A 14,088-nucleotide genomic window follows, 5' to 3' on the forward strand; every position below is an offset into this window, starting at 1 on the left:
CGCCATCGTCGCGCCGGCCTCCGCGGCGCCTGGCGCCAGCGACGAGGCGGCGGAATGGCTGGAGGCTCGCGGCTTCATCGCCCAAGTCATGCCCGCCAGCCGCACCCGGCTGGACACGCCCTATGACTATCTGGCCGGCAGCGATGCCGACCGGCTGGCCGACTTGCACAACGCGTTTGCCGCCCCCGACGTGGGCGCGGTGTGGTGCTTGCAAGGCGGGTTCGGATCATGGCGCTTGCTGGACCAGCTGGATTACACGCTGCTACGCAAGCACGCCAAGCCTTTCATCGGCTACAGCGACATCACGGCGCTGCATCTGGCCTTGCAGCGTCATGCCGGTTTTGTGACGTTCCACGGGCCGATGCTGGGCCAGGACTTGCTGGCCGGCAAACGCGAACCTACGGAATCCAGCCTGCTGGCGATGGTCACCGGCCAGATGGGTAACGGCGCATGGATAGCGCCCCCGCAGGACGCCTTGGCCACCGAACTGGTGCCGGGCGTGGCCAGCGGGCGGCTGATCGGCGGCAACCTGGCGCTGATAGCCGCGCTGACCGGTACGCGCAATGAGATCGACACGCGCGATGCCATCCTGTTCATCGAAGACGTCAACGAAGCCGTGCCGCGCGTCGACCGCTTGCTGGGCCAATTGGCGGCCGCCGGCAAGTTCGATGGCGTGAAGGGCCTGTTGGTGGGCAATTTCACCCGCCTGGGCGTGCAGATGGATGACGCGCAGGCGCAGGGCCTGCTGTATCCCCTGATTCTGGACCAGTTCCGGTCCCGTGGGATTCCGGTGCTGGCCGGTTGGCCCAGTGGGCACGGCGACCCGAACCTGACGCTGCCCTTGGGCGCACGCGTCACGCTGGACACGGGCCGCGGCGCTTTGCGGCTGGATCAAGCCGTGGTGGTGTGAGGAATTCCTCGGAATCTGAGCTATTAATGAGTCAAAATGTGTATTTATGACTCATTAATGGGGCATAAATGAAACACCCTGTGCCTCATTAATCATGCAATAGGGCGGTTTCCGCACTATTATCAAAGCATGAAAAAGAAGATCGAACCCAGCTTCGATGCGGCCGATGCACTCGCGCGGCTAGGCGCAAACCTGCGCACGGCGCGCCTGCGTCGCGCCGAATCGGAAAGCGCGCTGGCCAGCCGCCTGGGCGTGTCCCGGGCCACTATCGCGCGTCTGGAACGCGGCGACGGTGGGGTATCCCTGGCGCTGGCAGTGGAAGCGCTGCTGCAATACGGCTTTGGCGACCAGCTGTTCACGCTTGCCGATCCCGACCAGGACGGCGTGGGCAAGCGCTTGGACGCGTTGCGGCGGCCCAGCCGGGGTGGCGCAGCAACGCCCGCGCACCGCATCGACCCCACCAAACTCTAGGGTCAAGGCTCGGCATGGCGCGCGCCCGCAAACACAAATCCGTTGAAAGCCAGCTGTTTGTCTACGTGGACATCCGCGGCGAAGCGGTCCTGGCCGGCGTGCTGACGCTGGACGACTCGGACGAGAATCACTTTTTTGCCGAGTTCACCTATGTGCAGTCGTATGTGAACGACCCGCGCGCCTTCGCGCTGGACCCTTTGAACCTGCCCCTGATCGACGCCAAGACGACCTTCCGCACGGAAAGCCGCTACGAAACGCTGGGGGCGATCTTCGACGCCGCGCCGGATGCCTGGGGCCGCAACGTGATGCGCGTGGACAAGGCGGGCGCCCGGGTGACCGAAGACGAAGTCCTGCTGCGCGGGCGCGGCATGGGCGTGGGGGCGCTGTTCTTCAGCGCGCGCCAGCTCACGCCCAATATGCGCAAGACCTATCGCTTGCCCGAGATCAGCCAGTTGGAATCGTTGGCGGATTTGCTGACGGACATCGACCAGGGCGTGAAGCCGAAAGGCCTGTACCGCGACATCCTGGGCAGTTCGTGGGATATCGGCGGGGCGCGCCCCAAGACCATCGTGCGCGACGAGCAAGGCGAGATGTGGATCGCCAAGTTTCCGCGCCAAGGCGATTCCTACGACCGGCAACGCGTAGAGTTTGCCAATCTGGAGATGGCCCGGGCGATCGGGCTGACCGTGCCCGAGATCCATCTGACGCAAACCCATCTGGGCGCCGTGCTGCTGACCCGCCGCTTCGACCGGGAGCGGCTTGCGGCCGAGCGCGGCGGCGAACCCGTGGTGGCCCGCCGCCATTTCCTGAGCGGCGCGTCGCTGATCAGCCCGTCGGCACAGATCGGCAAGCGCGAACTGGACGGCGCGCGCGGCAAGGCCACGTATTCGTACGCGCGCCTGGCGGACGTGGTGCGCCGCGTCTCGTCGAACCCGGTGCAAGACCTGAAAGAACTGTATGCCCGCATGATCCTGAACGTCGCCGTGCACAACACCGACGACCATCTGAAGAACGTGGGCTTCGTGAAGGACGAGGGCGCGGGCACGTATCGGCTGTCGCCCTTGTTCGATGTGGTCACGCAGGAAGGGTCGGCCAAGCATTACCTGCACATCGGCGCGGCGGGGCGCGACAGCACGTTCGAAAATTGCCTGACCGAATACCGCCGCTTTGGCTTGCGCTCCGAAGTCGTGGCGCAGTCGATCCTGGACCGCGTGCGGAAGGTGGTGGCCGAGCGCGCCGGCTTCTATGACCGCGCCGGGATGAGCCGCGCGGAAATCACACAGGTGGAAGCGACGTTGACGGCATGGCGGCACGGTATATTGCCGGTATGAAAAAGCTGGATATTCCTGCCCTGGAAATCTTCGTCGCGGCCGTCGAAGAAAAGAGCCTGTCGAAAGCGGCCGAACGGGAAAACCTGGTGACGTCCGCCGCCAGTAAACGGGTGGCCGAGTTAGAGCGCCACCTGGACCGCACCCTATTGCATCGCCATGGCCGCGGGGTCGAGCCCACGCCTGCCGGCGCCTTGCTCTATCAACGCGCGAAAGCCATCCTGCGCAGCGTGCAACTGACCGAGCAGGCCATCAACGGCTACTCCGTCAATGGGCAGGCCAAGATCCGGCTGGCCAGCAACCCGTCGACCATCCTGCAATTCCTGCCCGGCGTGATGGGCAGGTTCCTGGCGGGCCGCAGCGACGTCAGCGTGGACCTGCTGGAAGGCCACAGCTACGACATTCCGCGTCTGGTCGCCGAGGCGTCGGTGGATATCGGCATCTATCACGCCGATCATCCCGTGCCCGGCGTCGCGTCGTTCCCGTTCCGCCGGGATCGTGTGGGGCTGGTCGTGCCGGTCGGCCATCCGCTGGCGGACCGGACGGAACTGTTCCTGGAAGACGCGCTGGACTATGACCTGCTGGGCTACTTTCCCCGGCATTCGCTGGACCAGTTCCTGGCGTATGCGGGGCAGACGCTGTCGCGGCCGCCCAACGTCAAGCTGCAGGTGTCCAACTTTGAGACGCGGTGCCGGATGATCCGCGAAGGCCTGGGCATCGGCGTGGTGCCGGAAGGCATCGCGCGCCACTATCTGGCGTCGATGGGCCTGGTGCTGCTGCGGCTGCGGGATGACTGGGCGGAACGCCAGTTCTATGTCTGCGTGCGCGACACGGCGCAACTGGCGCGCCCGGTGGAAGAATTGCTAAAGGCGCTGACGACACCCGACACGCCGGCGCAGTAACGGCGCCGGCGTGTCGCGATGGCTAGCCGGTCAGGCGCGCTTCGGCCGCCTGGGCCAGCACCGGCCGCAGATAGGCAAGGAAGCGGTCGGGATCTTCGCTCATGGGAAAGTGGCCCATGCCCTCCATGATCTGCCAATGCGATCCGGCGATTCGTCCGGCCAGGAATTCGGTGTCTTGCGGCGTGCACGAATAGTCGTATTCGCCGGTCAGCAGCCACAAGGGGCAACGACGCGTATCGATCTGGGCCACGCGGTCCCGGATATCGCCATCGGCCGTATAGAAATGCAGATCGCCCTTGAACACGCCTGGGCCGCTCTGCATGTAGTGCCACAGCGTTTCCCACCGGTGATTGTCGGGGCTGCCCGGGCCCACCAGGCCGGACACGATGCCGGCGCAGACTTCGCCGCCGTGCACGTCGGGCCGGTTCAGCCATTCCAGGTCATAGTAGGGGTCCACGTGGGCGCCCGACTGCAGCCCGATGGCGCCGCCGAAGCGGTGCGCGTGTTCCAGCGCAAGATGCAGCACGATGCGTCCGCCGATGGAGCACCCCATCACCAGCGGCCGGTCGAGCGCCAGCGCGTCGGCAACCGCGATGATCGCTTGCGCGTAATCCTCGGAAGTGAGTCGGTAGGTTTCCTGCTGCCAGCCTTCGGGCGGTGACGATTTGCCGTGCCAGGGCAGGTCGAACGCGATCACCCGGAAGGACGCCAGGATCCTCGGGTCGTTCATCACGGCCCGGTACTGCCGGGTATCGGCGCCCGCAGTGTGCAGGCACAGCAGCGGGATGCCGGTGCCGGCTTCCTCGACATAGACGCGGTGCGTGCGGCCGCCTAGCGTCAAATGCAGGTAGCGCCCGATGATGGGTTCGAAGACGGCGGTTTGCGAATTCACGAGGACGCTCCTTCGGCGCGCGGGCAGGCCAGCACGTCCTTGAAATACAGCAGGTTGGACATCAGGGGATACAGGTCGCCTTCGGCACGCAGGCGCCGGAACTTCACCAGCGCCATCAGATCGTGGAAGCCTGGCGGGGGCAGGGGACGCCAGAATTGCGCCCAGTCTTCGGCCGAGGCGCGCAGGGCGAACTGCCAGCGCGGCATCACGAAGGGGCCTTTCCGTACGGACTGGATCCGGCCCGCCGCCACCGTGATCAGGTAGGCGTCCCCGCCGCGCTCCAGCAGGAACACCGTGTTCAGATGGCGGCCCCGCCATACCAGTCGCTCTTGACCGTTCACGGCGTCGGCCAGCCGGTTCAGGATGAAGTCGTCTTCTTGCATCGGGTTTTCCTTGTCACAAAGGGGGCGTATCCAGCCGGTAGATGCCTGCTTCGCCATCGGCGGGCGGATACTGCCGGGCGACGGCGGGATCGTGGCCCGGCACGATATGCGCGTCGGATTGCACCAGCGCGCGAATACGCCGATAGCCTTCCAGCATGTCGCCCAGGTGAAAGATAGCGGGAAACGGGTTGTCGTCGGTGAAGTTGCGGGCATAGTGCAGGGCGTCGGAAGCCAGCACGATCCAGCCGCGCGCGGTGTGCACCCGCACCACCTGCAGGCCCTGGGTATGGCCGCCGATGTGATGCAGTTCCAGCCCGGGCGCAAGCTCGGCGTCACCATCGTGGAAGCGGACGTGCCCCGCATAGACCTGGCGCACGACCGACTGCACGTCGTCCACCGAAAAGAAATGCCGCATGGCCGCAAAGCACATGTAGCGGCCCGTGGCGTACTGCATTTCGGTGTCTTGCAGATGGACCTGCGCTCGGGGATAGGCCTCGACGTTGCCGGCGTGGTCATAGTGCAAGTGCGTCAGGATTACGTGGTCGATGTCGGCCGGCGCCAGGCCCAGCCGGGCCAGCGCGGCCTCGGGATGCAGCGTGAAGGCCCGGTCGCGGGCGCGCGCCGAGCATGCGCTGAAACCGGTGTCTACCAGCACATTGCCGGCCGGGCCGCGCAGCAGCCAGCAATAGAAATCCAGCGGCATGGGCCCGTCGTGCACATCGGCGCGAGACAGGAAGTTGTCGACCGCGCGCCGGGTCACGCTGGCGTAGCGGATGGCATACGCCTCGTAGACCGGCAGTGCGGCGCCGTCGGCGGGCGCCGTGGTCATTGCTTGACCAGCTTGCATTGGCTTTCGGCCAAGGGCATGAAAGCCTGGTCGCCCGGCACCGTCTTGACGATCTTGTAGTAGTCCCACGCAGCCTGGGATTCCTTGGGCGCCTTCACCTCGACCACATAGGTGTCGTGGATCAGCTTGCCGTCTTCGCGCAGCCGGGCGTTGCGCGCAAACGCGTCATGGATCGGCATGCTGCGCAGCGTCTTCATCACGGTGTCCACATTGTCCGTACCCGATTTCTCCACGGCTCGCAGGTAGTTCAGCACGGCGGAATACTGGCCGGCCTGCAAGGCAGTGGGCATCTTGTTGGCGGCTTTGAAGAAGCGCTGCGCGAAGGCGCGCGTCTCGTCGTCCATGTTCCAGTAGAAGGTTTCGGCGAACGTCATGCCCTGGGCAGCTTCCAGACCCACGCCGTGCACGTCCGTGATGCTCATCAGCATGGCGACCAGCTTCTGGCGGTCGGCCAGGCCAAATTCGCGGGCCTGCTTGATCTCGTTCTGCAAGTCGGCGCCCGCGCTGGCGAAGCCCACCGCATCCGCCTTGCTGGCTTGGGCCGACAGCAGGAAGGACGCGAAGTCCGTCCCCGGGAAGGGATAGCGGACCGAGCCGGCCACCGTGCCGCCGCCTTCCTTTACGAAACGCATACCGTCGCTTTCCAGCGAATGGCCGAACGCGTAGTCGGCCGTGACGAAATACCATTTCTTTGCGCCGGCTTCGACCAGCGGCAGCGTGCCCACCTTGGCCAGCGCATAGGTGTCATAGACCCACTGGACGTTGTTGGGCGAGCAGTCTTCGCCCGTGATGCGGGTGGCGCCCGCACCGGTCACCATCGTCATGCGGCCTTTTTCGCGGGCGATGTTCATCACGGCCAGCGCGACCGCGCTGTTGCCCAGTTCGGTCACCACGTCGACCTTTTCGCGGTCCATCCATTCCCGGGCCCGGCCGGCGGCCACGTCGGTCTTGTTCAGGTGATCGGCCGACAGCATCTCGATCGGCTTGCCCAGCACCTGGCCGCCGAAGTCTTCGATGGCCAGTTTGGTGGCCAGCACCGAACCCGGCCCGACGTTGCCAGAATAGGCGCCCGACATGTCCGTCAGCACGCCGATGCGCACGACGCCGTCCGAAATGCCTGCCGCCACCTGGGCGTGCGTGGGCGCTTGCGCCAGCCCGGCGCCCGCAGCCAGGACGAGCAGGGTGGTGATCTTCTTATTCATGGTCTTCTCCTTTGGATGGGGCGGCTACAGTTGGCTGACGTACTTGATCTGCATGAATTCCTGCAGGCCTTCGACGCCGCCTTCCTTTCCCAGCCCGCTGTCCTTGAAGCCGCCGAAGGGGGTCTCGGGCAGGGATGCCTGGCAGTGGTTGATGCAGACGACGCCGCTTTCGATGCGTTCGGATGCCAGCCGCGCCGTCGCGGCGTCGCGCGTGAACACATACGAGGCCAGGCCGAACGGCACGCGGTTGGCCAGCGCCAGCGCTTCGTCCGTCTCGCGAAAGGGCTGCACCAGCGCCAATGGCCCGAAGGGTTCGGTGTTGGCGGCCAGGCAGTCGGGGCCGACGTCGCGCAGCACGGTCGGCGCCCAGAACCAGCCGGGCAGGTCCAGGCGCGTGCCGCCGGCGGCAAGCTGCGCGCCGTGCTTGACCGCGTCGGCCACCATGGTTTCCATGGCGGCCAGGCGCCGGGGGTTCGCCAACGGCCCCATTTGCACGCCGGCTTCCAGCCCGTTGCCGACGCGCCAGCCCCGGGCACGCTCGGCAAGACGCTGCACAAACCGCTCATAGACGCCTTGCTGCACGAACATGCGGGTGGGCGACGTGCAGATCTGGCCGGCATTGCGCAACTTGGCGGCCAGCAGGGCATCGGCGGCGGCTTCCGGGTCGGCATCGTCGAACACCAGCACCGGCGCGTGTCCGCCCAGCTCCAGCGTGGCGCGCTTCAGGCCGGCGGCGGCCATCACCGCCAGTTCGCGACCGATGGACGTGGACCCGGTGAAAGTCACCATGCGGATCACGGGCGAGGCGATCAGGCGTTTGGAGATTTCGCCGGGGTCGCCGAACAGCATGTTCAACACGCCGGCGGGCAGGCCGGCATCGGCCAGCGCGCGGCCGATTTCCAGCGCGATCGCAGGGGTTTCCTCGGACGGCTTGATCACGATGGAGCAGCCGGCCGCCAACGCGCCCGCGATCTTGCGCGACGGCGTGATGGCCGGCGCATTCCAGCCCGAGAAGGCGGCGACCGGGCCAACCGGCTCCGGGACGGCCATCTGGCGGATGCCGCCAACACGCCCTGGGATCAGGCGGCCATAGGTGCGCCGGGCCTCTTCAGCCGCCCATTCGAACATTTCAGCCGCGGTCGCCACTTCCTTCTCGGATTCGGCCAGCGGCTTGCCCAGTTCCCGGGTGATCAGCCACGCCAACAGCGGCGTGCGTTCGCGCATCAGGCTGGCGGCGCGGCGCAGGATGACCGCCCGTTCCAGCGCCGGCGTATCGCGCCAGCCGGGAAAGCTGCGGCGGGCGGCTTCCAGGGCCTCGTCGATGTCGTCCGGCGCCGCAACCGGCACGCGCCCCAGCACGGCCAAAGTGGCGGGGTCGATCACTTCCAGGCCCGGGCGGTTGCCGCCGGGCACGGCGCGGCCGCCGATCAGCAGGTTCAGTTCGGGATAGTGCATTTAGTCCGCCTTTGCGATGTGGCTGGTCTGCATGACTTGCGCCCAGCGGTCGGTTTGCGTGCTGATGTGCCGCGCGAAGTCTTCGGGGCTGCCGGTCATGGGGTATTGGCCCAGTTTCAACAGCGCGTCGCGCGCGGCTTCGGTGCCCATCACCTTGTTGATCGCGGCGTTCAGGCGCTGCGTCACGGCGGGCGGCACCCCGGCGGGCGCCAGCACGCCGTTCCACGGCTCGGCGGTGAACCCGGGGATGCCGGCCGATTCCGCCACGGTCGGCACGCCCGGCGCCACGGACGAGGGCTGGGCGGCTGCGATCCCCAGCGCCCGCATCTTGCCGGCCTGCACCTGCGGCATGGCGGCGATGGCGCTCAGGAACGCCATGTCCACCCGGCCGGCCACCAGGTCAGCGATGGCCGCCGAGTCGCCCTTGTAGGGAATGTGGGTGATATCCACCTTGGAGGCGCTCTTGAACCATTCGCCGGCCAGGTGGTTGACGGCGCCGCTGCCGGCGGACGCGAAGGTCAATGCGCCGGGCTTGACCCGCGCGCCGGCGATCAGCTCCTGTACGGTCTTGAACGGCGAATCGGCCGGCACGACGAGCAGGTACGGGTAGCTGGCCACCAGCCCGACGGGCTGGAAGTCCTTGAGCACCTGATAGTCGACCTTCTGTTTGTAGACGGGCTCGATGGACAGCGTGCCGCTGCTGCCGAGCATCAGCGTGTAGCCGTCGGCGGCGGCGCGCTTGACGGCTTGCACCGCCACGACGCCGTTGGCGCCCGGGCGGTTTTCCACCACGATGGTCTGGCCGAGTTCGGTTTCCAGCCCGCGGGCCAGATAGCGGCCGACGGCGTCGGTGGGGCCGCCGGCGGTGAATCCGATCACCAGCGTGATCGGTTTGACGGGGTAATCCGCGGCGGCGGCATTGAAGCCGAACGCGGCGGCGAGCACGGGCAGCGCCCACCGGGAGAGCATGGAGGTCATGGTTGTCTCGAATAGGGAAAGGTGCGGCGCATCAGGCGCCGCCGGCAGGAATACAGGGTTCAGGCGTAGCCGCGTTCGATCAGCTTGACCATCACCGGGTAGTACTCCTTGACGTAGCCCGCGGCGCGCGTGCGCTCCAGCAGGTCGTGCGTCAGCTTGGCGGCGCGGGCGTCGACATCGCCCTGGTTCGCCAGTTCAAGCGCCAGCAGGATGTCCTTGATCGCGTACTCCGTGGGAAAGGTCTTTTCCGGGAACGATTCCGCGGCAAGCGCCTTCTGGCCCGGATTGCGCAGTACGAAGCTGTCGGCCGAGCCCTTGCTGAGAGCTTCCAGCAGCAGCGTGCCGTCAACGCCCGCGCTGCGGCCGATCGTGATGGCTTCCGCCAGCGCATGCACCGTCATGAACACGACCATGTTGTTCATGATCTTCACGACCTGCCCATTGCCGACGCCGCCGCACAGCAGCACGTCCGTGCCCATGCACGACAGGTAGGGCAGGACCGTCTCGTAGTCCTCGCGGGTGGCGCCTACCGTGATCATCAGCGTGCCCAGCCGGGCGGCTTCGCGCATGCGCGCCACCGGCGCGTCGATCAGCAGGATGCCGTGGCCGCGCAACACCTCGGCCAGGCGGCGGGTACGGCCGACGTCGCTGGTGCTCATGTCGACCACGATGCGGACGCGCCCGGCGGCCTCCACCAGACCGCCCGGTCCGGTGCACACCTGTTCCACCTGCACGATGCTGGGTAGCGACAGGAACACGATTTCGGCGGTCTGCGCCACTTCGATGATCGATGCGCAGGCGTGGCCGCCCAATGCGCCGATGCGGGCCACCGGCTCGGGACTGATATCGGCCACATAAACCGGGTGCCCGGATTTGCGGACGAGATTGGCGCACATGGGTTCGCCCATCACGCCCAGGCCGATGAAACCCAGCGGGGTCTTTGTCTCACTCATTACTTCCTCCTTGGTATGGCGACTGTTTTTCTTGCTATTGCCATGCAGCTTACGGAAGGCCCCCGCCGGGCGGTATGAAAAATTGGCAAAGCAACTATCTCAAAATCCGTCCCCCCTGGAACAAGAACGCTCGTTTTCCTTTTTATCAATCCTGGCCGGGGGCAGGCCGCCTAGAGTGGACGGCAGATATCAGCGACGCAGTTGCCGCGCTGCAATAACAAGAGGAGAGACAAGCATGCTGCTGGACACGATCGCCGCGTATGGCGCGCAGGACACGCTGGCCAGGTTGCCGGACGAGGTCAACCACCACGCCAAGCGCGCGTTCCTGGATTGGCTGTCGGCGCTGTATCCCGGCACGCGCACGGCGCCTTGCCTGCAACTGCTGGGCGCGCACGGCGCCGAATTGGGTTCTGGCGCTTCCAGCTTGCCTGGCTGCGCCACCACCGCATTTGCGGCCACGGCGGCGTGGATCAACGGCAGCGTGTCGCACGCCGTGGAATTCGACGACATCTTCCGCGACGCGATCTATCACCCCGGCTGCCCAACCATCGCCGCCGCTCTGGCGCTGGCCGAAGAGGGCGACGCCAGCGGCCAGGCCTTGCTGAACGCCATCGTGGTGGGTTACGAGATATCGACCCGCATCGGCGCTGCCGTGCAACCGTCGCATTACCGCTACTTCCATACCACCGGCACCGTGGGCTGCTTCGGCAGCGCCGCCGCCGCGGCGGCCTTGTGCGCCCCGGGCGACGCGCAGGCGATGCTGCATGCGCTGGCCACCGCCGGCACGTTGGCCAGCGGCCTGCAGCAGGCCTTCCGGTCCGACGCGATGAGCAAGGCGCTGCACGCCGGCCATGCCGCCGAAGTCGGCGTGCGGGCCGGGCAGGGCGCGGCGCACGGCATTACCGGCGTACCGGACATCCTGGAAGGCAAGGTCGGCTTCGGGGCGGCCTTGGCAGAAGATCCCGACTGGGCCGTGGCCGTCGACGGCCTGGGCCAACGCTACAACATCCTGTCGATCACGCAGAAGAACCACGGCTGCTGCGGCCATACCTTCGCCGCCATCGACGCCGCGCTGGCGTTGCGCCAGCAGGGGCTGTGTGCGGACGACGTCGCGGCGCTACGGGTGGACGCCTATCAGACGTCCCTGGACGTCACGGGCAATTTTTCGCCCAACACCGCCTTCGAGGCCAAGTTCAGCCTGCCGTACGTGGTGGCGCACGCGCTTGTCCATGGTTCGGTACGGCTGGACGCTTTCAGCCCCGACCGTCTGCGCGACCCACAGGTACGCCAGCTGATGCAACGGCTGGAGTTGCGGGCAGACCCTGCGTTCACAGCGGGCTTTCCCCGCATGCGCGCCGCGCGGCTGACGGTCACGACCAGCGCCGGGCAGGTGCTTGAACACCATTCCCCGTTTCGCAAAGGTGACCCCGAGTCGCCGTTGTCGGATGCGGACCTTGCCGACAAATTCGACGAACTGGCCGGTCCTGTCCTGGGCCGGGCGCGCGCCCGCGCCTTGCGCGAGGACGTGTGGCGCCTGGACACGATGCCGGTGCGCGCACTGCGCCTGGCCGCGGACATGCCCCGACTTTGATTCCCGATCCCTTTGGAACCCATGACATCCGCCGCATCCATGTCCTCTTTTTCTTCCTCGTCTTCCTTCGCCGACGCATTGCTGTCCCCCCGCGCGGTCGCCCTGGTGGGCGCCTCGGGCGACGCGCGCAAGAACACCGCGCGCCCTTTGCGGTTCATGCGCAAGCATGGCTATAGCGGGGCCATCTACCCCATCAACGCCGCCCGGGCCGAGATCCTGGGCGAACGGGCGTATCCGTCGCTGGCGGGCCTGCCCGGGCCGGTCGACCACGTTTTCGTGATGATTCCCGGCATTGAAGTGGCGGCGCTGCTGCCGGCTTGTGCCGAAGCCGGCGCGCGGGTCGTGACCGTCTATTCCGACGGGTTCGGTGAAACCGGGCCGGACGGCCAGGCGCGCCAGGCCGCACTGGTGGCGCAGGCGCGCGGGCTGGGCCTGCGCCTGTTGGGACCGAACAGCATCGGCCTGGCCGACCTGCATACCGGCGGGATCCTGTCCGTGAACGCCGCGTTCGAGGCCGACACCCTGTTGCCCGGCGACATCAGCATGGTGTCCCAGAGCGGATCGATGATGGGGTCCTTGCTGTCGCGCGCCGCGGCCCGCGGCTTCGGGTTCGCCAAGTCGGTGTCGGTGGGCAACGAAAGCGATATCTCCGTCGGCGAGGTAGTCGATGCGCTGGTCGACGACCCGCACACCAAAGTCATCCTGCTGTTCCTGGAAACCTTGCGCGACGCGCCGATGCTGGCCCGGGCGCTGACGCGTGCCCGGGTCCAGGGCAAGCCGGTGGTCGCCTACAAACTGGGCCGGTCCGAACAAGGCGACGCGCTGGCGCAGTCGCATACGGGGGCCATGGCCGGCAACGACGCGGCAGTCGACGCCTTCTTGATCGCGCATGGGGTCATGCGGGTGCGGCATCTGGAGACCTTGTTCGAGATCGCGCCGCTGGCGTCGCGTTATCGCCGGCCGCACCGTGCCGCCGCTGCCGTGGCCGAGGGCGCCGCCGCCCGAGTCGCGGTGATCACCACCACGGGCGGCGGCGCTGCCACCGTGGTCGACAACCTGGGGCTGCACGGCCTGGCCGCCGTAGCGCCACCCGCGGATTTCGTGCGGATGACCGCCCAATCCGGCCTGAACATTCGGGAAACGCCCGTCATCGACCTGACACTGGCAGCCAGCAGCGCGCAATACAAGATGCTGCTTGAACACCTGCTGCGCGCCGATTGGTGCGATGCCGTCTTGAGCGTGGTGGGATCCTCGGCGCAGTTCCATCCCGGCCTGGCGGTCAAGCCGCTGTTGGAGGCGGACAAGCCGGACGGCAAACCCCTTGCGGTCTTCCTGGCGCCCGAGGCCCCGGAATCGCTGGCCTTGCTGCGTGCGGGCGGGATCGCCGCCTTTCGCACGCCTGAGGCCTGCGCCGACGCGCTTTCCGTGTTCTTCGCCGATGCCGGCCAGCCGCCGGTGGCAGGCACGCCCGTGGCGTGGCCGGACGGGCTGCCGCAACGAGGCATGCTCAGTGAACACGAGTCGGGCGCACTGTTCCGCAGCCTGGGCGTGCCGGTGGCGGCCGGCCAACTGCTGGCGCCGGACGCGCTGCAGCACAGCGTGCCGTATCCGCTGGTGGCCAAGGTCTGCTCGCCGGACCTGGCCCACAAGACCGAATTGGGCGCTGTCCGTGTCGGCATCGCGGATGGGCAGGCGCTGGCGCTTGCGGCGGGCCAGATGCTGGATGCCGTTCGCCGCCAGGCGCCCCAGGCACGTATCGACGGCATCCTGGTCCAGCCCATGGAAAGCCGGTTGATCGAATTGATCCTGGGCTATCGCCACGATCCGCTGGTGGGCCCCACCGTGCTGCTGGGTGCAGGCGGCATCGCCGCCGAGCTGTCGCCGGACTTTGCGCTGCGCCTGGCGCCCGTGTCCGTGGACGAAGCCCGCCGCATGATCGTGGAGGTCCGCCAGACCCGGCTCGTCCGGGGCTTTCGCGGCTTGCCCGAAGGCGATTGCGAAAGCTTGGCCCGCACCATCGCGGCGTTTTCCAGGCTGGCTTGCCTGGCCGGCGTGCAGGTGGAGGAAGCCGAAATCAACCCCTTGTTCGTCCGCGCCGATGGCGTGGTCGCCGTCGACGGCCTGGTTCGCATGGCCTGACCCTTGCCCATTTTTTCACTCTTGCATCAGGAACTAT

General features: G+C 67.1%; 13 protein-coding genes. 6 read left to right on the top strand and 7 right to left on the bottom strand.

Annotated features, from left to right (window positions below):
• The 4 genes from AC27VE_RS22680 to AC27VE_RS22695 form a co-directional block, all read left to right on the top strand.
• A partial coding sequence (locus tag AC27VE_RS22680) for a S66 peptidase family protein (protein WP_488705034.1) occupies positions 1–910 on the top strand: 910 nt, incomplete at its 5' end.
• A 129-nt stretch (positions 911–1,039) separates the two neighbouring features.
• Positions 1,040–1,381, top strand: coding sequence for a helix-turn-helix transcriptional regulator (locus AC27VE_RS22685; RefSeq protein ID WP_088587424.1), 342 nt, complete (start codon positions 1,040–1,042; stop codon positions 1,379–1,381).
• A gap of 14 nt (positions 1,382–1,395) precedes the next feature.
• Positions 1,396–2,712, top strand: a complete 1,317-nt coding sequence (locus AC27VE_RS22690) for a type II toxin-antitoxin system HipA family toxin (protein WP_488705035.1) — start codon at positions 1,396–1,398, stop codon at positions 2,710–2,712.
• Positions 2,709–3,611: a LysR family transcriptional regulator gene (locus tag AC27VE_RS22695; RefSeq protein ID WP_427957726.1), complete on the top strand. Its 903-nt coding sequence runs from the start codon at positions 2,709–2,711 to the stop codon at positions 3,609–3,611. The genes AC27VE_RS22690 and AC27VE_RS22695 overlap by 4 nt, the downstream gene beginning before the upstream one ends.
• A gap of 22 nt (positions 3,612–3,633) precedes the next feature.
• Here the strand turns inward: AC27VE_RS22695 and AC27VE_RS22700 are convergent, their stop codons facing one another.
• From AC27VE_RS22700 to AC27VE_RS22730, 7 genes are read right to left on the bottom strand one after another with little or no spacing between them, the layout of a single operon-like run.
• Positions 3,634–4,503, bottom strand: coding sequence for an alpha/beta fold hydrolase (locus AC27VE_RS22700; RefSeq protein WP_315129961.1), 870 nt, complete (start codon positions 4,501–4,503; stop codon positions 3,634–3,636).
• Positions 4,500–4,886 (bottom strand): hypothetical protein, encoded by a 387-nt coding sequence (locus tag AC27VE_RS22705; protein ID WP_088587428.1) that lies wholly within the window; start codon positions 4,884–4,886, stop codon positions 4,500–4,502. Before AC27VE_RS22705 ends, AC27VE_RS22700 begins: the two co-directional genes overlap by 4 nt.
• 13 nt (positions 4,887–4,899) lie before the next feature.
• Positions 4,900–5,715, bottom strand: coding sequence for an N-acyl homoserine lactonase family protein (locus AC27VE_RS22710; protein ID WP_088587429.1), 816 nt, complete (start codon positions 5,713–5,715; stop codon positions 4,900–4,902).
• Positions 5,712–6,935: an ABC transporter substrate-binding protein gene (locus tag AC27VE_RS22715; protein WP_488705036.1), complete on the bottom strand. Its 1,224-nt coding sequence runs from the start codon at positions 6,933–6,935 to the stop codon at positions 5,712–5,714. The genes AC27VE_RS22710 and AC27VE_RS22715 overlap by 4 nt, the downstream gene beginning before the upstream one ends.
• A 24-nt stretch (positions 6,936–6,959) precedes the next feature.
• Positions 6,960–8,390, bottom strand: a complete 1,431-nt coding sequence (locus tag AC27VE_RS22720) for an NAD-dependent succinate-semialdehyde dehydrogenase (RefSeq protein WP_488705037.1) — start codon at positions 8,388–8,390, stop codon at positions 6,960–6,962.
• The gene (locus AC27VE_RS22725; RefSeq protein ID WP_488705038.1) at positions 8,391–9,368 is read right to left on the bottom strand and encodes a Bug family tripartite tricarboxylate transporter substrate binding protein; all 978 of its coding nucleotides are present in this window, start codon (positions 9,366–9,368) and stop codon (positions 8,391–8,393) included.
• A gap of 59 nt (positions 9,369–9,427) precedes the next feature.
• Positions 9,428–10,321, bottom strand: a complete 894-nt coding sequence (locus tag AC27VE_RS22730) for an NAD(P)-dependent oxidoreductase (protein ID WP_488705039.1) — start codon at positions 10,319–10,321, stop codon at positions 9,428–9,430.
• Between the two features lie 235 nt (positions 10,322–10,556).
• Here AC27VE_RS22730 and AC27VE_RS22735 point away from each other — a divergent pair, with 235 nt between their 5' ends.
• Both AC27VE_RS22735 and AC27VE_RS22740 read left to right on the top strand, forming a co-directional pair.
• The gene (locus AC27VE_RS22735; RefSeq protein ID WP_488705040.1) at positions 10,557–11,912 is read left to right on the top strand and encodes an MmgE/PrpD family protein; all 1,356 of its coding nucleotides are present in this window, start codon (positions 10,557–10,559) and stop codon (positions 11,910–11,912) included.
• 21 nt (positions 11,913–11,933) lie between these two features.
• A complete protein-coding gene (locus AC27VE_RS22740; protein ID WP_488705041.1) occupies positions 11,934–14,051 on the top strand; it encodes an acetate--CoA ligase family protein in 2,118 nt (705 codons plus the stop codon).
• Positions 14,052–14,088: the final 37 nt, after the last annotated feature.

The organism is Achromobacter sp. 18P8.1.1 (assembly GCF_057799415.1).

Coding starts and splice junctions, on each gene's coding strand:
- AC27VE_RS22685 (WP_088587424.1), top strand. CDS start 1,040: ATGAAAAAGAAGATCGAACCCAGCTTCGATGCGGCCGATGCACTCGCG.
- AC27VE_RS22690 (WP_488705035.1), top strand. CDS start 1,396: ATGGCGCGCGCCCGCAAACACAAATCCGTTGAAAGCCAGCTGTTTGTC.
- AC27VE_RS22695 (WP_427957726.1), top strand. CDS start 2,709: ATGAAAAAGCTGGATATTCCTGCCCTGGAAATCTTCGTCGCGGCCGTC.
- AC27VE_RS22705 (WP_088587428.1), bottom strand. CDS start 4,886: ATGCAAGAAGACGACTTCATCCTGAACCGGCTGGCCGACGCCGTGAAC.
- AC27VE_RS22710 (WP_088587429.1), bottom strand. CDS start 5,715: ATGACCACGGCGCCCGCCGACGGCGCCGCACTGCCGGTCTACGAGGCG.
- AC27VE_RS22715 (WP_488705036.1), bottom strand. CDS start 6,935: ATGAATAAGAAGATCACCACCCTGCTCGTCCTGGCTGCGGGCGCCGGG.
- AC27VE_RS22720 (WP_488705037.1), bottom strand. CDS start 8,390: ATGCACTATCCCGAACTGAACCTGCTGATCGGCGGCCGCGCCGTGCCC.
- AC27VE_RS22725 (WP_488705038.1), bottom strand. CDS start 9,368: ATGACCTCCATGCTCTCCCGGTGGGCGCTGCCCGTGCTCGCCGCCGCG.
- AC27VE_RS22730 (WP_488705039.1), bottom strand. CDS start 10,321: ATGAGTGAGACAAAGACCCCGCTGGGTTTCATCGGCCTGGGCGTGATG.
- AC27VE_RS22735 (WP_488705040.1), top strand. CDS start 10,557: ATGCTGCTGGACACGATCGCCGCGTATGGCGCGCAGGACACGCTGGCC.
- AC27VE_RS22740 (WP_488705041.1), top strand. CDS start 11,934: ATGACATCCGCCGCATCCATGTCCTCTTTTTCTTCCTCGTCTTCCTTC.